At 44.2% G+C, this 19,713-nt stretch carries 15 protein-coding genes; 9 read left to right on the top strand and 6 right to left on the bottom strand.

Translation table 11 applies throughout. The features are described from left to right. The 3 genes from SporoP37_RS12465 to SporoP37_RS12470 all read right to left on the bottom strand — a co-directional run bounded on the left by SporoP37_RS12465 (position 1) and on the right by SporoP37_RS12470 (position 1,104). Positions 1-330, bottom strand: coding sequence for a GRAM domain-containing protein (locus tag SporoP37_RS12465; RefSeq protein WP_081243958.1), 330 nt, complete (start codon positions 328-330; stop codon positions 1-3). A gap of 91 nt (positions 331-421) precedes the next feature. Beyond that, entirely contained in the window at positions 422-748 is a 327-nt protein-coding gene (locus tag SporoP37_RS17050; RefSeq protein ID WP_143565453.1) for a hypothetical protein, read from the bottom strand. A 32-nt stretch (positions 749-780) separates the two neighbouring features. Beyond that, positions 781-1,104 (bottom strand): hypothetical protein, encoded by a 324-nt coding sequence (locus tag SporoP37_RS12470; RefSeq protein ID WP_085431114.1) that lies wholly within the window; start codon positions 1,102-1,104, stop codon positions 781-783. A gap of 167 nt (positions 1,105-1,271) precedes the next feature. On the opposite strand from SporoP37_RS12470, the gene SporoP37_RS12475 reads away from it, so the two are divergent. The 7 genes from SporoP37_RS12475 to SporoP37_RS12505 all read left to right on the top strand — a co-directional run bounded on the left by SporoP37_RS12475 (position 1,272) and on the right by SporoP37_RS12505 (position 9,232). Then, complete coding sequence (locus tag SporoP37_RS12475; RefSeq protein ID WP_232329762.1) at positions 1,272-2,264, top strand: LacI family DNA-binding transcriptional regulator; 993 nt, start codon at positions 1,272-1,274, stop codon at positions 2,262-2,264. Continuing rightward, positions 2,264-3,142 carry a ribokinase gene (gene rbsK, locus SporoP37_RS12480; RefSeq protein ID WP_081243960.1) on the top strand — a complete coding sequence of 293 codons (879 nt, stop codon included), beginning with the start codon at positions 2,264-2,266 and terminating at the stop codon, positions 3,140-3,142. The genes SporoP37_RS12475 and rbsK overlap by 1 nt, the downstream gene beginning before the upstream one ends. Continuing rightward, positions 3,139-3,528 carry a D-ribose pyranase gene (gene rbsD, locus SporoP37_RS12485; RefSeq protein WP_081243961.1) on the top strand — a complete coding sequence of 130 codons (390 nt, stop codon included), beginning with the start codon at positions 3,139-3,141 and terminating at the stop codon, positions 3,526-3,528. The genes rbsK and rbsD overlap by 4 nt, the downstream gene beginning before the upstream one ends. A 16-nt stretch (positions 3,529-3,544) precedes the next feature. After that, complete coding sequence (locus tag SporoP37_RS12490) at positions 3,545-5,041, top strand: sugar ABC transporter ATP-binding protein (RefSeq protein ID WP_085431116.1); 1,497 nt, start codon at positions 3,545-3,547, stop codon at positions 5,039-5,041. A 1-nt stretch (position 5,042) separates the two neighbouring features. Continuing rightward, on the top strand, positions 5,043-5,969 hold the full coding sequence (rbsC, locus tag SporoP37_RS12495) for a ribose ABC transporter permease (RefSeq protein ID WP_081244856.1): 927 nt from the start codon (positions 5,043-5,045) through the stop codon (positions 5,967-5,969). A 15-nt stretch (positions 5,970-5,984) separates the two neighbouring features. Next, complete coding sequence (gene rbsB, locus SporoP37_RS12500; RefSeq protein ID WP_085431117.1) at positions 5,985-6,920, top strand: ribose ABC transporter substrate-binding protein RbsB; 936 nt, start codon at positions 5,985-5,987, stop codon at positions 6,918-6,920. A 644-nt stretch (positions 6,921-7,564) separates the two neighbouring features. Continuing rightward, positions 7,565-9,232: a glucosaminidase domain-containing protein gene (locus SporoP37_RS12505; RefSeq protein ID WP_232329845.1), complete on the top strand. Its 1,668-nt coding sequence runs from the start codon at positions 7,565-7,567 to the stop codon at positions 9,230-9,232. A 104-nt stretch (positions 9,233-9,336) separates the two neighbouring features. Here SporoP37_RS12505 and SporoP37_RS12510 read toward each other — a convergent pair whose 3' ends face one another. Beyond that, the gene (locus SporoP37_RS12510; RefSeq protein ID WP_232329763.1) at positions 9,337-10,260 is read right to left on the bottom strand and encodes an NAD(P)/FAD-dependent oxidoreductase; all 924 of its coding nucleotides are present in this window, start codon (positions 10,258-10,260) and stop codon (positions 9,337-9,339) included. Between the two features lie 374 nt (positions 10,261-10,634). On the opposite strand from SporoP37_RS12510, the gene SporoP37_RS12515 reads away from it, so the two are divergent. Together SporoP37_RS12515 and SporoP37_RS12520 are read left to right on the top strand one after the other, a co-directional pair. Continuing rightward, on the top strand, positions 10,635-12,701 hold the full coding sequence (locus SporoP37_RS12515; RefSeq protein WP_085431119.1) for a hypothetical protein: 2,067 nt from the start codon (positions 10,635-10,637) through the stop codon (positions 12,699-12,701). Between the two features lie 47 nt (positions 12,702-12,748). Next, positions 12,749-15,148 carry an RCC1 domain-containing protein gene (locus SporoP37_RS12520; RefSeq protein ID WP_143565452.1) on the top strand — a complete coding sequence of 800 codons (2,400 nt, stop codon included), beginning with the start codon at positions 12,749-12,751 and terminating at the stop codon, positions 15,146-15,148. Positions 15,149-15,197: 49 nt separating this feature from the next. Here SporoP37_RS12520 and SporoP37_RS12525 read toward each other — a convergent pair whose 3' ends face one another. Further along, positions 15,198-19,118, bottom strand: coding sequence for an immunoglobulin-like domain-containing protein (locus tag SporoP37_RS12525; RefSeq protein WP_085431121.1), 3,921 nt, complete (start codon positions 19,116-19,118; stop codon positions 15,198-15,200). Further along, positions 19,105-19,710 (bottom strand): Ig-like domain-containing domain, encoded by a 606-nt coding sequence (locus SporoP37_RS12530; protein WP_085431122.1) that lies wholly within the window; start codon positions 19,708-19,710, stop codon positions 19,105-19,107. Before SporoP37_RS12530 ends, SporoP37_RS12525 begins: the two co-directional genes overlap by 14 nt. Positions 19,711-19,713: the final 3 nt, after the last annotated feature.

The following is a 19,713-nucleotide window of genomic DNA, read 5'->3' on the forward strand; positions in this document are numbered from 1 at the left end:
CTAGTCGTTATTCATAAGAGCCCAGACACTTTTTAGAATTTCATCGCACTTTACAAAATGAGAACTCTCTAAAACAAAGGTGTGCATCGTACCGTCTTTTAATTCAGCTGTAATGCCATTTGGGACTATGCCCAGTACATACGATGAATCGATATTATTAATGTCGCTGATCTCGAATTCGATAATATCTCTTTGAAAATGCATATTGCGGGGCTGGAAGATAAAGCGCTGATCAGTGATGAATAAATTACCGCTGACGTAATCTATACTCTTACGCAAGTTTGCCGGAATTTCATATTGAACTTTTTCATTCTCGCGGAAATCCGCCATGCCGATCTCTCCTTTATAGGTGTGATTCTTGAGATTAGTATTATCTTACCCTTATAGATATGTCTAGACAAGTGCTGCTGATTCCATGCAGCTAAGGCGGGTTATGGGAAGAGTGTTTTGATTTTCTGGCAGATTCGAATGAAAATAGTGATGAGAAGTGCCTGGCCGCGACAAAGTGGCAGGGGGCTTCGCTGATCGCAGACGATAATCGCTTGAGCTGCCCCGTTATCCGCTCATCGCAGTGCGTTGACTGATCATACTGCCGCGTCATCCGCTCATAGTGACGCGTTAACCGCTCATACCGCTGCGTTATCCGCTCATACCGCCGCTTCATCCGCTCATAGTCATGCGTTGACCGCTCATACTGCCGCGTCATCCGCTCATAGCCGCGCGTTGACCGCTCATACTGCCGCGTCATCCGCTCATAGCAACGCGTTAACTGGTCTACTGCTACGTCACGCGCTCATAGTGACGCGATGACTGATCACAACGACGTGCTATCCGCTCATACCGCCGCCTCATCCGCTCATAGCCATGCGTCAACCGCTCATAGTCACGCGTTGTCCGCTCATAGCCCCGCGCTAACCGCTCATACCGCCGCGTCAACCGCTCATAGCCCCGCGCTAACCGCTCATACCGCCGCGTCAACCGCTCATACCGCCGCGTCAACCGCTCATACTGCCGCGCCACCCGCTCATAGCCCCGCGTTAACCGCTCATACTGCCGCTTCATCCGCTCATAGCAGCGCGTTAACCGCTCATACCCCCACGCCAACCCCCAACCCCACCCACACAAAATAGCCCCACAAGTCTAAAAATTCACTCATAAAAGCCCGTAGCCACAGGCTTCCAATTCACTATTGACATCAAAAATCTTCATCTGTTATCATTGTGTGTAACCGGTACCACATCGAAATGTGAGACCGGTTACACAAGAATAGAATGAAGGTGGAATGGTTGGCGAATATTCGGGATGTTGCGGGAAAAGCAGGGGTTTCGGTAGCGACTGTTTCACGCTATTTAAATAATAAAGGATACATAAGTGAGGACGCGAAACGGGTGATTTCGCAGGCGATTGAAGAGCTTAATTATCAGCCGAGTATGATTGCGCGTTCGCTCAGCACAAAGCAAACGACATTTATCGGCCTGATTGTTCCGGACATTGTGAATCCGTTCTTTCCGGAGCTGGCGCGGGCGATCGAAGATGTTGCGCTGGCGTATGATTACACCGTGATTTTATGCAATTCGGATGAAGAGCTGGAAAAAGAAATTAAGTATGTTCAGACGCTTCAGCGAAAGTATGTGGCGGGTTTTATTGTGGCGACAAGTCATGAAAAAGCGGAACACTATACTGAATTAAATGTGCCGATTGTAGCAATTGACCGCAGAATTCATTCGTCGATTCCGTATATTGCAACGGATAACCGGGAAGGTGCGCGCGTTGGGACGGAGCATTTATTGCAGAGCGGCTGTAAAAATATTCTTTGCATGAGAGGTCCTTCGGGATTGGGACCGGCGGATGACCGGTTCGACGGATTCAATGACGCGGTGAATGAGAAAGACGTAAAGACGCATGTTGTGGAATGTCCGTTTCAGTTTGAAGCGTCTGAAAAGATTGTGAAGGACATATTGCAGGACGTGCCGATTGACGGGATTTTCGCGAGCAGTGATGTGACGGCGGCAGGGGCAATGAAAGCTGCCCATTCGCTCGGCATTCATGTTCCGGATCAGCTTCAAATCGTCGGGTATGACGGGACGATGCTTGCAGGCCAATTAACCCCCGGATTGACGACGGTAGCGCAGGATTTATATAAAATTGGCGCAACGGCAGCGAGGATGCTCATTAAATTAATTGAAGGGCAGGAACTGACGGAGCGTGAAGTATTAATTCCGGCAGAGCTGCTCATTCGGGAAACGACAAGGAGTGGAGCATGATGATAACAGTCATTGGCAGTGCCAATATGGATCTGGTAGTGGGCACGGAAAATTTCCCGGATCAGGGAGAGACAGTTCTTGGAAATGTGTTTGATACGGTGCCAGGCGGAAAAGGTGCGAACCAGGCGATTGCGGCAGCACGGCTTGGAAGTGAAACAAATATGGTCGCTTGCGTAGGCAGTGATTTATTCGGCACGAGTATCGTGAATAATATGCAGCAGAATCATGTGAACACTGCAGGCGTCCGTACAGAAGAAGGGGCTTCCGGCATTGCAAATATTCTGCTGTCAGAAGGAGACAATCGGATTATCGTAGTACCCGGTGCAAACTCCTTGCTGATGCCTGCACATATCGATGAAGTGGAAGATGTCATCAAGCGCAGCAAATTGGTGATGCTGCAGCTGGAAATTCCAATACCTACTGTGATATACACATTGGCGAAATGTCAGGCAATCGGCATTCCTGTTCTGTTGAATCCTGCGCCGGCTCGCGGTTTTGAACTGGATATGATGCCTTCGATTTCCTATTTGACGCCAAATGAAACAGAATGTGAACAAATTTTCGGCATGAACATGACAGATGCCTTAGAAAAATATCCAAACCGTTTGATTATCACACTGGGGAAAGACGGAGCCCGGTACTTTGACGGTGAACGCCATGTCATTGTGGAAGGGTTCCCGACGAAAGCGGTAGATACAACGGGAGCAGGCGATACATTTAATGGGGCGTTTGCGCATGCGATCGTCGCGGGGATGGAGCTGGAAAAAGCGGTCCGTTTCGCCAATGCGGCGGCTTCATTATCCGTAGAGAAGTTTGGCGCACAAGGCGGTATGCCGAGCGCAGAGGAAGTAGCCGCGCGGTTGGAGGAAATGAAATGAAAAAGCATGGCATGATCAATCGGGAAATTGCGGCGGTCCTGGCTAAAATGGGCCATACGGATCAGCTGACGATTGCGGATTGCGGTTTGCCGATTCCTGAAGGTGTTCCTTGCATCGATCTTTCCTACACGTTGGGAAAACCAGGATTTACGGAAATTTTATTTGAAATATTAGAAGATTTTCAAGCAGAAAAAGTATATATTGCAGGCGAAATGAAATTAGAGAACCCGCATGTGTACAGCGAAATCAATCAGTTGGAATGTCCGGTTGCTGAGCTGACGCATGAACAGCTGAAAGAACAGTCAAGACAGTCCAAAGTGATTATTCGTACAGGAGAAGCGACACCTTATGCCAATATTATCGTGCAGTCAGGCGTCATATTCTGAAAGTGGGTGAGCAGAGATGATTGCGATGAGCGGGATATCGAAAAGTTTTAATGGAAACAAAGTGCTCGAAAATGTCGAGTTTGACGTAGTGAAAGGTGAAATCCATGCGCTTATGGGAGAGAATGGCGCAGGAAAGTCCACGCTGATGAAGATTCTGACCGGTATTTACAGCCGTGATTCAGGAGAGATTTGGGTGAAAGGCGAGAAGGTGGAATTCAAAAACGCCCAAGAAGCCGAGGCAGCGGGAATTGCGGTTATTCACCAAGAGCTTAATATTTTGCCGGATCTGACCGTTGCAGAGAACTTTTATTTAGGCAATGAAAAGACGTTCGGGAAAACGGGGATTTTGAAGACGAAGGAAATGAATCGCCAGGCGGAAGAGATTTTGGCAAAACTCGGCTTGCATGTCGATGCGCGTACGATCACGCGTGAATTATCTGTCGGTAAGCAGCAAATCATTGAAATTGCAAAAGCTGTTTCCTCGAATGCGGAATTGATCATCATGGACGAGCCGACTGCAGCACTGACCGACCGTGAAATCGAAACGTTATTTCAGACTGTCCGCGCACTGCAGGCAGAAGGCGTATCGTTTGTTTATATTTCGCATCGAATGGAAGAAATTTTCGCAATGTGCGACCGTATTACCATTTTACGGGACGGTCAGTACGTCGGTGTGCGCAATATTAAGGAAACGACGTTTGAAGAAGTCGTGCAGATGATGGTTGGACGTGAGCTTGGCGAACGCTTCCCGGCGCGGTCGAGTGAAATTGGCGAAGTCAAACTGAAAGTAGAAGGTTTGGCACGCGGCGACATATTTGAAGATGTATCGTTTGAAGTGCATAAAGGGGAAGTCGTCGGCATTGCCGGATTGATGGGTGCGGGGCGCACAGAAGTGATTCAATCAATTTTTGGCTTTAAGAAACCGACTGCGGGCAAGATTTTCATCGACGGCAAACAAGTGGTGATTTCTAATCCGCTGCAGGCGAAAAAGCTTGGCATTGGATTTGTGACGGAAGACCGGAAATCAGAAGGGCTCATACTCGATTTTTCCGTGAAAGAAAACATGTGCCTGACGAACTTTAACCGCATTTCCAATTCAGGTGTCATCCAGAAAAATAAAGAGAAAAATTTATATGACACGATGTCTAAACGCCTTGGCGTACGCACATCGGGACCGGAACAAGTTGTGAAATCCCTGAGCGGCGGAAACCAGCAAAAAGTCGTCATTGCCAAGTGGCTCGGGATTGAACCAGATATTCTGTTTCTGGATGAACCGACAAGAGGTGTGGATGTCGGAGCGAAAAAGGAAATTTACAGCATCATCAATGAACTTTCGGAACGGGGCGTCGCCATTGTGATGGTTTCATCCGAATTGCCCGAAGTGATCGGCATGGCGGACCGTGTGCTCGTGATGCATGAAGGGCAACTGATGGCAGATTTGCCAAAAGAAGAAATGACACAGGAACGGATTATGCATTTTGCAACAGGAGGTGACAAAGTTGTCCAAGATTAATATGAGATCTTCATTACAGAAATTAGGACCGGTCATTGGATTGCTTTTGATCGTTGTCATTATTTCGATTATGAGTCCAAGCTTTTTAACATTGAATAACTTATTCAATGTATTGCGCCAAGTATCGATTAACGCATTGATTGCGTTCGGGATGACGTTTGTTATTTTGACGGGCGGAATTGATTTATCGGTCGGTTCGATTCTTGCGCTGACCGGGGCAGTTACAGCCGGTATGATGTCAGGCGGTATGGATCCTATTCTCGCTATGCTGCTCGGCGTACTGTTAGGTGTGCTGCTAGGTGCTATTAATGGATTGATCATTGCGAAAGGGAAGGTCGCACCGTTCATCGCAACTCTTGCGACGATGACCATTTTCCGCGGACTGACGCTTGTGTACACAGAAGGACGTCCGATTTCTGGGCTTGGCGACTCGTTCACATTCCAGATGCTCGGGAAAGGATATATTTTCGGTATCCCGGTTCCGGTCATCACGATGGCCATCTCCTTTGCAGTGCTGTACTTTATATTGAAGAAAACGACATTCGGACGCCGTGTCTACGCGGTCGGCGGGAACGAAGAAGCATCCCGTCTTTCCGGAATCAATGTCGATCGAATTAAAATTTATGTGTATTCATTGGCGGGCGGCTTGACAGCCATCGCGTCACTCATTTTGACGTCACGTCTGAATTCAGCACAGCCGACAGCGGGAAATATGTTTGAACTCGATGCCATCGCTGCCGTAGTGCTCGGCGGGACAAGTCTGACAGGCGGCCGCGGATGGATTGTCGGCACGTTAGTCGGTGCGCTGATTATCGGTGTTTTAAATAACGGGTTGAATTTGATTGGCGTATCCTCTTTCTTCCAACAGGTCGTAAAGGGTGCAGTTATATTAATCGCGGTGCTCTTGGATCGCAAAAAGACAGCATAAGGAGATGTGAAATGAATGAAGAATATCAAATGGTTATTGCTTATGGCGGTCGTGCTGGTTTTGGCAGCTTGTTCATTGGAGCAGCCAGGCTCAGAATCCTCATCAGATGATAAGGGAGACGCAGGTAAAGACGGCGGCAAAGCGTATAAAATCGGACTGTCGGTTTCTACGCTGAACAACCCATTCTTTGTCACGTTAAGTGAAGGGGTAAAAGAACAGGCGAAGGATTCGGGATCAGAAGTGATCGTTGTGGATGCACAGGACGATGCATCTAAACAAGCGAGCGACGTGGAAGATTTAATTCAGCAAGGTGTAGATTTACTTATTATTAACCCGACAGATTCTGAAGCGGTAGTCTCTGCGGTAGAATCTGCAAACAGCTCGAACGTTCCGGTGATTACAGTAGACCGCAGTGCGGCAGGCGGAGAAGTGGTGTCACACATCGCATCTGATAATAAAGCAGGCGGCGTGTTGGCTGGAGAATATATGCTGGAACTGCTTGGCGAAGATCACGCAAAAGTAGCGGAACTTGAAGGAATTGCAGGATCATCCGCAGCGCGCGACCGCGGAGCAGGCTTTAACGAAGCGGTGGAAGGTAAAGTAAACATCGCGGCAAAACAAACAGCAAACTTCAACCGTGCAGAAGGTCTGACGGTCATGGAAAACATTTTGCAGGCGAACCCCGATATCAAAGCCGTATTCGCACATAATGACGAAATGGCGTTAGGCGCATTGGAAGCCATCCAATCTGCCGGTAAAGATATTATCGTCATCGGATTCGACGCAACAGACGATGCAGTAAATTCTGTTAAAGACGGCAAACTGGCTGCAACCATTGCACAAAAACCTGAAGAAATCGGGAAGAAGGCAATGGAAGCGGCGGTGGCTAAGCTGAACGGCGAAGAAATCGAAGCGGATATTCCAGTTGATTTGGAATTGATTAAAGAGTAAGTGCAGTATATGAATAAGGGAAACTCTCTGGCCAGATTTTTGGCTGGGGAGTTTTTTTGCGTTTGGAAGTGTAGTGGGGGCGAGGGGTTTGGTGTGCATTGAGCGGTTGGGGTGTAGGTATGATTGGTTGTGAGGGTGTATTGAGCGGTTGAGGCGGGGGTATGATCAGTTGCGAGGGTGTATTGAGCGGTTGAGGAGGAGGTATGATCGGTTGTGAGGGGTCATTGAGCGGTTGAGGCGGGGGTATGAGCGGTTGAGGAGGAGGTATGATCGGTTGCGATGGGTCATTGATCGGTTAGGGCGTAGGTATGATCGCTTGCGAAGGGGCATTGAGCGGTTGAGGGGTAGGTGATCGCTTGCGAGGTGGTATTGATCGGTTGAGTGGTAGGTATGATCGGTTGCGAAGGGGCATTGATCGGTTAGGGCGTAGGTATGATCGTTTGCGGGGGGTCATTGAGCGGTTGCAGCGCAGGTATGATCGCTTGCGAAGGATTATTGAGCGGCTGGCCGGGGTCATTGCTCGGACTTGAGGCTTCATTGCGCGCCACCAAAATCCATCCCCAACAATTTTATCTGTCACTCTATCGAATCTAGTAAATTCCTGTATAATTGACAACAAAAGGAGGTTGCTAGATTTGAAAAACATGTGGAAAATTATCGCAACTGCAGTAATCGCCATAATGGTGACTTTCGCTCTGACGCTCTCAGCCGAAGCTGCAGCTTGGCAGGATCATTCGCCGGATCAGGAGCCGGACAAGACATGGATTGTCACATTCAATAAACCGGTGGACAAGGCAACGGTGACTACTAAAACTATCTACATCACCGATTCTAACAATGAGAAACAGACGAATCCGATTACCTATTCGGACTCTGACAAGAAGATACATATGGCGCCGCCGGCAGGCAATTATCGCAATAGGGAAACGTATACGCTCCATATCACGCAGGCATTGCGAAACAATGAAGGCACCGAATTGAAAGAGCCTGTCACCAAAACATTTTCCATCAAGAAGAGCCCAACTTATGACGTGGCAACAGTACAAGCCAATGGCACAACGACTGTCGCCGCGAGCTACCCGAGTTTTGAAGCAGCGGCAAGTCAGATGCGGGCCGGTCAGGCAGTTCTGTTCCAAAATGAAATCATTCATATGCCTGCAGGGCTTGTTTCAACGGTGGCGTCTGGCGGCAGTTCATTGACTATTTTATATAATAATGCGGCCCTGACGTCTCAAGAAACTTATGTCCCTGCACACACCGAGCTTGTGTATGTAGACTCGACTGCTGCATACGTTGAGATCGAGCTGGCGGGGAGAAACTTCTATATTAAACCGCAAAATGCTAAACTGCTTCCAATGCAGACGGTGACTGACCGTACGCATTATAAAGTAATGAACAACTCGCTCTATCATTTAATTTATTCGCACCATACGAAGAAATATGGATCTTATGAAATGGGAGCGGCGCCAAGTTTCATGCAAGAAGGAGTGAAATATTACAGCACGGACGGCAGTCATTTTTATAATGAAACGGGAGCTTTGATTGGCACAGCTCATCAATACTTCCAGCACTTGCCGATGCGCAGTATGACGCGTTACACAGCACAGGAGCTGGACGCCTATATTATGATGCAGCTAGGACAATTGGAGCGATCTAATCCAGACTCCGCCACCTATAAACATGCGACAACGAGAAGCAAACTGATCGGGCTGGGTTCAGAATTAAAGCGAATTGAAAGAGAGAGCCATGTCAATGCGATGCATATTCTGGCGCTTGCACAGCATGAAAGCCAGTACGGGCTCAGTAAGTACGCGCTGGAATCTAATAATTTATTCGGCATGTATGTGACAGATGATAATCCGTCGAATAAACACTTTGATTCGATAAGTGCCAATATTCAGGAATTGGTCAATGCGTTTTTGAACAGAAACTATTTACCGCCCCTTGCAAAATATGCGAATGGGACGAATTTCGGCAATAAAGCGATCGGCATGAATGTTAAATATGCATCCGATCCATATTGGGGCTCTAAAATTGCAGGGCACCTGTATCGCATGGACCGTTTAATGGGCGGCAGGGAAATGGCTGATCAGCTGAAGATTGGGTTGACGAATGAAGTGAACTTAAATGTGCGCGTGGCACCATATAGAGAGTCACTAAAAATTTATCACTATCCGAAAGTCGGCATGCCGCTTATTATCCAGGACGATCAATTGCCGGAATCTCCATGGATTAAAATGCGTTCAGATAAAGCTCCGTATGATTCGCTGTATGTACACGGCGATTATGTAGGTCGGCTTGAATGGCAGTGAAATACAGACGAAGCCTTATAATGAATACTGTTAAAGGATTTCGTTAAAGAAACAATGATAACAGCAGGCTGCGGACCGACACTCGGGTTCGCAGCCTGCTATATTTAATTCATACGGCTGAAGATTTCATTGGTCAAGTCGCCGTTGATGCCGATGGCCGCGGCGCTCCCTGTTCCTGCCGCAACGAGCAGCTGCGAAGGAACGATATGTGAAACATCGCCTGCTGCATAGACATTCCAAACGGTAGTTCTCCCGTATTCATCGGTTTGAATGCCGCCGTACTGATTCCGTTCACATCCCAATTCGTCAGCAAAATGATTTGGATGACTCCAAAGAGGGGAAGCAAAACCGCCGGCTCGGTCTACCAATGTGCCGTCCTCAAGACGTACGCTGTGCAGCTGACCATCAGCTCCTTCCAAGCCATCTATTATATCGTCTACAATTTGAATATCCTTCGCGTTCAGCTTCTCTCGCTCCTCTTCCGTCAATTGACCTTCTCCGCCTGTAAAAACAATCAGATCACGGCTCCATGTATACACTTCCGCTGCCAGCTTAAACACGTTTTTATCCGCAAATACCGCAAGCGGACGATCCCGCATTTCCCAGCCGTCACAATACGGGCAACTGAAAATCGATGTGCCGTAAAAGCGCTCAATCCCCGGCACGTTTGGCTGCTCATCACGCAAGCCGACTGCCAGAAGCACTTTCTGTGTGCGGAACATTTTGCCGTCTGCTGTCATTAATTCGTAATGCGTTTCATCCAGCCGTTCCGCCGCAACGATTTTTTTATGATGAAAGCTGACTGATGGATAATGCCTAAGTTCTTCACGTCCTATGCGCCGCAACTCTGCAGGGTGCACCCCGTCACGCGTCAGGAAGCCATGCGATGCACGGGAAACACGGTTTCTTGCATGGTCATCATCGAAAATAATGACATTCCGCCTTGCACGTCCCAGCACTAAAGCAGCACTTAATCCGGCAGGTCCTCCGCCGATAATTGCACAATCATATATCATACGTTTCCTCATTCCTTTTAACTCCATTTGGATAGTAGATTTCCCGTGACGTGCAGCGGATAAACTTTAGAATGTCCAGTTTGGCGGGAAAATAGAAGCTGCGGTATAGAAAAAGTGGGAATGCGGGGAGCAGTGAGTTTGATTTTACTCATTCAGCTATTAAAAAATGTTTTCTGTCTTTTGGTTTCCCCTTTATGTTTCACACTGGACAAATAGCCCAAAAGGATTGGTTCTGTTTTCTTAACTACTGGCTGATTATGCCGATAAATGGAGAAGGAGACTTTATTTCAATATAGCCATGTGATCAGCTCAGACTGGCGGGTGTAAAAGCCGTCATTGGCTATTTATTGCAAGACCAAATTAATTGAGCGGGGGAGAATAAGCAGATGAAACAACTATGGAAAGCAGCGCTGGCACTGATGCTGTTGGTCAGTGTGCTCGGCGCGGGATTGAAGGCCGATGCAGCGGCAAAGCCGGGAACTCCGGCGCCGGTTGAGAAGAAGCCTTATGAGTATGAGTTTATTGTGGACGAAGATGCGAAGTACAATGGGTTTAGTGGTGCAAAGGAAATGGTGATTGCATTTGATAAAAAAGTTAATGATATGGGAACGGCCAACGTTCGCGTTGAACAAATTACTACAGGAGGGAATATAGAATTACCTATAGTAGAAAGTGTGAATAAAGGTATAGCTCCTAACGAGAATATTTTGACTATAAAGTTCAAAAACCTGGAGTTTGTCGATCATATCAACAAGCAAGATCTTCAATTGGTTATCAAACAGGGCTCACTCTATTTTGACCAGATAACTGATTATGTATTGCCGTTTAAGTTTTATGATTTGACGCCAGGGTTCAATTCAGTATTTCTTAATGTTGATAATGCAACGAAAATAAATACTAATATTTTTAAATATAATGAACCCCGTAATGTAATGATTCAGGTCCCGCCTGTCTATATGACAAAGATTGAGACGATACATCGTTATATTGAAGCAGTTGGACCAGGAGATGCAGCGAGCAAAAAATCACCCAACCTATCAAATATCGATGTAATTGCAGATCCTGCAGCGACACGTTTGAAAGTGAAATTGGGTACAGGCACAGATTCAAAACATTCGAGAGACCTAGATCGGTCGACTGCTGGAGTGAATGGTTTTTCTTTGGGGCAAGCAGGAATAGAGACGATTGTATGCAAGGATCCCTCTACGAAGGAAAATGACTGTGATGAATATAATAATCAAAACGATCAAATTCAATTAACGGCTTATAGTAAAGACGGTCGGAAGCTTGAAACCAGAAGTTTTAAAATGCGTGTAAATGATTCTCAAAAAGACTTCAAAATCAATGATTATATAAAAGCAAATCCTAAATTGTATGGTAAGCCAGTATCTCTTTACGACTTTATGGCTTCACCTGCTTTGCTTAATAGTATTATGGAGGAGACAACTCTTAGTAAATTGAATGACTTTGGTGTTGTATATTCAGTGGGGAACTTGGCGACAGTTGAAAATCGTGATCAATTCGATATGGCCATAAAAAATACAAGGCTTAAGAAAATTGAATTAGGAAATACAGTGTTAGATAGTACGGTACAAAGACCTGTAAAAATAGCTCGCGATGTAACAATCACTGGCGGAATAATTAACGGGGATGTTGAATTAATAAGTGGCGAAGGTGAAAAGTCTACTGCAATTCGTCTTAACGATATGAGAATTAACGGAAAGTTGACTGTAAATGTCGGTAAAGAGGGAACTGCTATTTTAGATAAAGTTACAGTAGGCACAGAAGGTACAGAAGATGAAAAACCACTAACTATATTTGAAAGCGGCGGAATTAACTCCATCCACTTGAATGAATTCATCTCACATGGCGGAGTGAGTATAGAAAATATAACTCCCCTTCGTATTGTTACAACTAATACTATTAATACTATGCCTTTACATTTCTTATATAATGCTAAATCAGCAGTTAATTTAGAAGTGGTCAGCGGGTCGATAGACTTAACTAATAAGGTTGGAGAACTAAAACAAGAAAACGCATTTACTGTATTTATAAAAGATAAAGAGAATGTGATAGGTGATGAGGAATTTACCGGAGAATATTTCACAATAAATGAAGTAAAAGTCGCCGAAGATGAAATGACTAATGTAACTGTAGCAACCCTATCGGATAATATACCAAAACTCACTATTGATGATTCAATAAACCTTCCATTGACAGATATTATAAAGTTAATTCAAGAAGATTCTATAGTTAAAGTTTTGAATGAAAAAACAATTACTTGGAATGTGAAGGGAAAAGCTGCACATTGGGCGGTAAGTATAGAAGGTCAAAACCTCAATATTAAAGGTGTAACTGATGCTGATATAAGAGAGAATAATAGTATTATTCTAGAAGCAACGGATGGTGTGACAAGATATCAAATCAATTTAAAGGTAGGAATTGAGCCATAACATTGCAACTGGCAGAGGCATTCAGAAAAGAAAGGGGTGAGTCGATTATGTTCACTCAATTTATTAAAAAAAATACAATGATATATCTGTCACTAACTTTGTTTCTAATTTTATTTGTGAATCCTGCAAATGCACATGGCATCGCTAATCACAAAAATGTACTAGGCGCAGGAAAGAGTCATTTAGTCGTTTTAAAAGAAGACGGTAGTGTGTGGAGTTGGGGTGATCAGACATTCGGCCAGTTGGGCGCAGTGCCAAGTGGCAGTTCGATTGAGCCTGTACCCATCCAAATGGCTAATGGAAAGAGATTATCGGATATTTTAGCGGTTTCGGCGGGGGGGGACTTTACTGTTGCGCTTGATACTAAAGGGGATATTTGGAGCTGGGGACTAAATGATTTAGGCCAATTAGGCAGAGCATCCTCGATGGGCGGCAATGTGGATAAAAACCCTGCTCAGATATCGCTTGCGAACATGATAGATATCTCAGCAGGGGGAGGCCATGTACTTGCAGTTGATCGTCTTGGGAATGTCTGGACCTGGGGATATAACTATTATGGCCAGCTAGGTAGAACGACATCTACCTATTTCTCAGCAGTGCCTGTAAAAGTAGACGGATTAGAAAATGTGGCTGCAGTTGCAGCAGGAAAAGACCACTCAGTTGTATTAAAGATGGACGGTACTGTCTGGACGTGGGGACGTAATACCTTTGGCCAACTTGGATTGGGTCAGACAATGGATTACAACGTTGAACCGAAACAAATTAGCGGACTAAGTGAAATAATTGAAATTGTTGCCGGTGACAATCATACATTAGCTCTAAAACAAGACCGTACGTCCCTGCTCGCTTGGGGCCGTAATTATTATGGCCAGCTTGGGGATGGCGGATATGAAAATAAGTTGAAGCCCTTCTTGGTAAAAGGCGTAAGTAATATTCGCTCAGTTGCAGCGGGGGATAACCATACAATAATTGTGAAAGACGACGGCACCGTCTGGCAATGGGGCCGTAATACGAGTGGTATCCAGACTTCACAGACAGCGCCCATTCAAATAAAAGGAATGTCTGATGCAGTGGCGATTGGAGGTGGCGGATACTTAGACAGCTTCACACTAGCAGTAAAATCCGACGGCACCGTCTGGCAATGGGATAAATTATCATCTGATTCTACAACCAAACTGCCAATATTTAAAAAAGTGTCCGGCATTGACGGCGTCATGAAACTGGACGAGTTCCCTTTCGTTCAAGGGGGACAAGTAAAGTTTAAATACATCGGAACCAGTCTGACTGAAGACGTAAAATTGAATGGAAGTTTTAACGATAATGTTGACTTGCAAATGGAAAGGAAACCAGGAAACGTTTGGGAACTCCAGGTAGAATTGCAGCCGGGGCAGTATGAGTACGGCTTCCGTGTTAACGGGGAATGGACAGTGGATCCGCTCAACCGTGACAAAACGATTGACGACTTCGGACGGACGTTCAGTGTGCTGAAAGTTGCTCCTTACGCAACTGTTGGCCCGATAATTGATCATAAAGAAGTCACTTTCACATACAGCAGCTACGATTATAATAAGCAGCTTGAACTGGATGCGGAAACAAAATCTGTTTCAGTCATAGGGAACTTCGGGGATGATTACCACTGGATCGAAATTCCAATGGTTAAGCAGCCGAATAATACATGGAAAGTATCCAGAACATTAAAGCCAAGAGATTATTTTTATTCATTTGTCGTGCGAGATAAGGAAAGCGGGGCAGTTGCTGTAAAACGCAATGATCCGCTGAATCCGGGCTTGCAGACAGATTCCCTGACAAATATTTCTCGTAACACATTTGTTGTAGCAGAAAATGTCTTAACGAAGATTCCGGTTGCATCGGTTACACTGAGCAAAGGACCTGAAATGGATTTAATTGTAGGGGAGCAGTCAACGTTGACCGCCAGAATCAGTCCTTCAAACGCGACGAATCAACATGTGAACTGGTATTCCAGCAAACCGACTGTTGCGAGTGTGGAAGGCGGTAAAATCACAGCGCATTCCGCTGGGGAAACTACCATCGCAGTAACTTCGGTGGACGGCGGGAAGATTGCCAGCGTCACGGTTGTTGTAAAGCAGCAGGACGGCGCAGTATCTTATCCTCGCATAGGGTATAAAACAGAAGATGACCGATTTAATGTGGAGCCTACGAAAGCTTGGAAAATTAACCTCAGCCAAGAACTGGATATCAAGACATTCAATCCTGACTCCGTCTATGTATTAAATGAGTCAGGCGTGAAGATTCCACTTGGTTATCAGGTTTCTAATAAAGGAACCGCGATGGAAATTCGATTGCAAAATGGGTATCAGTATAAAAGAGGGGCTACCTACTATCTGTTTATAGAAGATACGGTGAAGTCATCAAACGGTGCCAAGTTAAAGGAAAAAGTCCAGATGAAGTTCCAGATTAAATTGTAATCTCACAGCAAAAAGGAGTTGCCCCGGATTGGGAGCAGCTCCTTTTTTATCAGTTAATGGTGAATGTTTGAAGTAAAGACTTTTTCAAGAATTCTTTATTTTTCGTATTGCCTTTGAACTGGCGGTCAATATGCAGAGTATACTGTTTCCCGCGGGTGTAAGCTTTTTGTGGAACGACATAAATCGTTTTGCCGTCACTACTCATTTGCAATGCAGCAGCAACTTTTTCATTGGTCGTATCATCTGTAACATAGATCAGGCCGGAGTACAGCGCTTCGCGGTCCACTCGGGCATTGAAATTGATGTTCAGAACTTTGTGCGTATCGTAAGAAGGAATATTTCTGCTCCAGTCAATTGCTGGCGCAGCTTCGAGGGACGCAATTTGGCTGATTTGATTTCCTTTTACAACAACCGCATATAATTCACCTGTTGGCGTCGAAATTTTATCATTAGGCGTATATTTCGTCCACTTCAGAATATCAGCAGGTGATGCTGTAGCTACATATTTGTTTTTTAATTGTTTGTCATTTGACAGCGCGCTGCTTGTGTATGAAATATCTTTACTGCTTGTTGTGTAATAAATTGTACCGGACGTTTCCAGTAAAGCTAACTGCAACGTATATACCGCACTTCCTGTTGACGACGGATTAATGCGCGGTGCACCCACACTGTCAACTAGGGCATATGTTCCAGGTTCATTGACCAAACCGGTAGTTGAGGTGGAAGTAGCTGCACTTGGCACGTCGACTGTGTACCCATCAACCAGTTTAGCCAATGTCTTAGTCCCCGACTTCGGCAGCTTTAGCTCAATTGGCTGCATAAAGCGGGATAAGTTGCCAAAGCTAATTTCATAGGGGCCGTTAGTCAGCGGTTGCTTCAATGTGAAAGTAGAGTGCCGGGATTCTATCACGTTACTAGCGGGCACATGAGCTTCTACTTTTTTATCTTTCGTTATAAATGTTACACCATGATCCTTTGCTGTCTCCATTTCAGCAGGGCTTAATGAAACGGAAGGGGACAGTGGTGTAAGCTCCCCGTCTTTCTCGAGCGGCAGACTGCCAGTCGAACTGTTAGCAGCATGTTTCACTGTAACAGAGTATGTTTTCTCAGTCGTAGTGTTGTTAGCTGAATTTACTACACGGTACAATTTAGGCTGGCCGTCCGAAAAGTCGGTTATCACTGATGGGTTTGGTGTGACCGTCCCAATACTTGTAATGACAGGTGTTAAGCTAGTTAATTTTGCCGTTTTAGGTACAGTTACGGTAATTTTTTCTGCTTTTTGATCAATGACACTGATTGCATCTACTTCTTTAAAATTGAATGAAGTAATGAGTGCATTAGGTTTTGCATCGCCGAATATGCTGACGTTTACTGGCAGGGAAGGCTGGCTTTCGATGCCGTTTACTGTTTGTGTGACGTAGTAGCCGATGCCTGCTGGGACGTCTTCAAACGTGAAATTATTTGAATTAGTCACGTTTCTTGATTTTATTAGCTGTCCATATGCATTGTATAAATTTGCTCTTGTTGTAGAGTGAGAATAGATTCCTTGGTTACCGGATTCAGTTTCAGGACTAACTTTGATAGTACTTGAAGTCGCGGTAACAAGTCCCGGTTTTGGTGGTGCTACTGTAATAGTTCTATACTTTGGTAAAGCTTTTGCTCCCCGTGTTGCCACGGCAGTGTATCTGATTTTGTATATGCCAGGTTCATTAGTATTAAACTCAGGGTATTTTATAGAGGTTCCCTTTACATTATAAGAGTTGACGTCCGTATCTTTAAAAACAAGCGTAGAAGTTAAAGAAAGCGGATTCTGTTCATTTGATAAATAATCTTCTGCTGTAATTCCAGGATCTTTAAACTGGTTATTCTTTGTATAATAAGGCTCCAATTCACTATCCAGCGTTAAGTTGATATTTTCAGGGCCGATTAATGTGATATGGGGTTTGTCTATATCTACGACTTCCACTACATTAGATTGGCGGCTTATCTGGGATTTCACTTCTTGTCTAACGAGATATCTTCCTGGCTCTATGTTTTTAAATACATAAGTAGTCTGCCCTGCGTCCAGTTCGACTTTCTTTACAGGGTCATCAATGTTGTCAGGGAAGACACCATCGTTATTTGCTTTGTAAAGTTTTAGTATAGTTTTATTGGTTTGTGTACTAGGAAAGATATTCGTAACTCCAATTTCACCAACAGCAGCAGTACTGCCTATTGCCATAACAGGTTTTGGCCGCACTGTAACAGTTCTCACTTGTTGTATTGCGGACAGACCCGCAGTGTCTTTTGCATTGTAGAAAATTGTATATTCGCCGGGTTGGCTTGTATTAACAGGACTAGGGTGATACGTAACAATCTTTTCCGCAATTTCAATATTATCGACAGCAGTAAAGCCGGGATCTTTGAATTCATCGCCAACTTCTAAATCTATGTTTATAGCTCCGTCTTTAGCATTTAATATAATTTTGGGAGGAGTTGTATCTTTTATCTCCACACGATCTGAAAATTTACTTTTTACGCCTTCTACTTCTTGAAAGACAAAGTAGCCTTTACCTACGGGGACATCTGGAAACGTATAGGTGTTTTCATTTAAATTTGTAATTTCCCTAATTTTTTGTGCTTTGCTTAAATCATTCGATTCACTAGGGTCTTGATATAAAAACAAGTCTGCATTATTGAATACATTTTCAACGGTAATTGAACCGAACTGGTGTCGTTCGATAGGAGAACTGCCATGATATTCTAACGTATTTACCGTTTTATTAACTTTTATTTTTTCGGGATATACTATAACTTCTCTTATAGCTGTATTATACAATTGTTGATTTTCACAATCGGTTGCTGTGTATATAGCTTTATATTTTCCAGGGTTAGGCTTTTGACCGTTGCCTATGACACCGCCTTCATATTCGATAGAAACGCTAACTTTTAAATTGTTTGCAGGTGCACAAACTAAAGAATCATATCGAATTTCAGATGTAGTACCATTTTTATTAGTTATTTTATAGCCGGGATTGGTATATTCATTTTGTCCCTGAACATTATGAAAAATTTCGTAAATTGGTTTTTCTAATTCAATAGTGGGTTTCTGTTCATTCTTAATAACAACTTCATTCGATATTTCGCTTTTTAAATGGTCCTCAGTTTCTGATTGAATGATCGAGTAAACTCCATCTCTCAATCCCGAAACTGTAGTAGTGGGGCCCACAGCGGTAATTTGTTTATATTCAGCCGAACTTCCCCCCACATTTTCTGCACGATAAATAATTAAATTATTTTTAACTTTCGTTCCTGTAACTTTTATTTCACCTGAATTATTTGCAGCTCCTGAGTCTTTTACCCATTCCAATGTAACTGGAGCAGGGTTTACAGTTATCGCACTAGAATGAATGCTGTTTGCACCATCAATGAAATGAGTTACACTGTAGCTTTTATTTGCATCAATTTTATTAAATATGACTATATTGTTAGCATTAGGTTTTTGTGTTTTATAAGGAACCTGTGAATCTGGTTTGTAAAGATTTACTTCACTACCTGGTATCACATTACTAATAATAATCCTATAGGGTTCTGTAGTAACGTCTCTTTCAGCTAATATAGGTTTAGGTTTTACAGTTATTGCTGGTGAAATTTGAGTCAACTTAGGATTAGAATCTATTTTTTCAGCTCTCACTTCATAAATTCCTGGAGTAACGCCGGGAAAGGAAGTATTTTCATTTAATAAATCTCCTACTCGATTACCAGTACTTTTTTTGTGCAGTGTGATTTTCCAAGCGGAGTTACCGCCATCCATATCAACCTCTATAACGCCCTTATTGTCATCCCCAGCGACCACGTCATATGTAACCCTGCCAGGAAAACCTTCTGCCACCCCAGGCAACGGCCCAATAGTAGAAAACACTAATAAAAAAGCCATAAATGCAGGGAAAAACTTCTTCATGCTTTTCATTCCTTCCTTATTTAACCTCATAATATTGTGTTTCTATTAATTGATTTGCTTCATTCCATACGTTAATCGTCAGCAAATCGCCTGTAACCAAACCAATCTGTCCTTTAGAAAAGGAATCTGCGCCATCGCGATGAAGTTTAATCTGATTTCCGCTATTAATTGAATAGAAGACAGAAACCACATCGGGCTTTACTTTAACGGAGACGGTAGTGGCAAGTTGATTCATAGTGGCGGAAACGTCTGTTATGTACACTCCAGTCATCTCGAACTCTTTCGTTACCGGCTTGTTTAGCAGCTTGCCAGAAGCAGCTCGAAAACTGCCTGGGATTGTCAGTGTATACCGTTCACCAAACAAGTATGGATTTTTTGGTTTTACTATAACTTTATTCAAATCTGCCGATAGAGAAAGAGACAGCTTATTATTTTTTGATTGTATAGTAATGAGTTCTAAATTGGCTGTTTCATCAGATACGTCATGTGAAAATGTGATTGTCCATGGCTTTTTAGGGGCGGTGATGGGCTCGATACCCGCTGCGTAACTGATTGGATGACTGAACAGACTTGTCAGCAAGAAACTAAGTAACGCGACAGCAGTAATAATAAGAAATCGCATAGT

The sequence above is a fragment of the Sporosarcina sp. P37 genome, assembly GCF_002109365.1.
Classification (GTDB): Bacteria; Bacillota; Bacilli; order Bacillales_A; family Planococcaceae; genus Sporosarcina.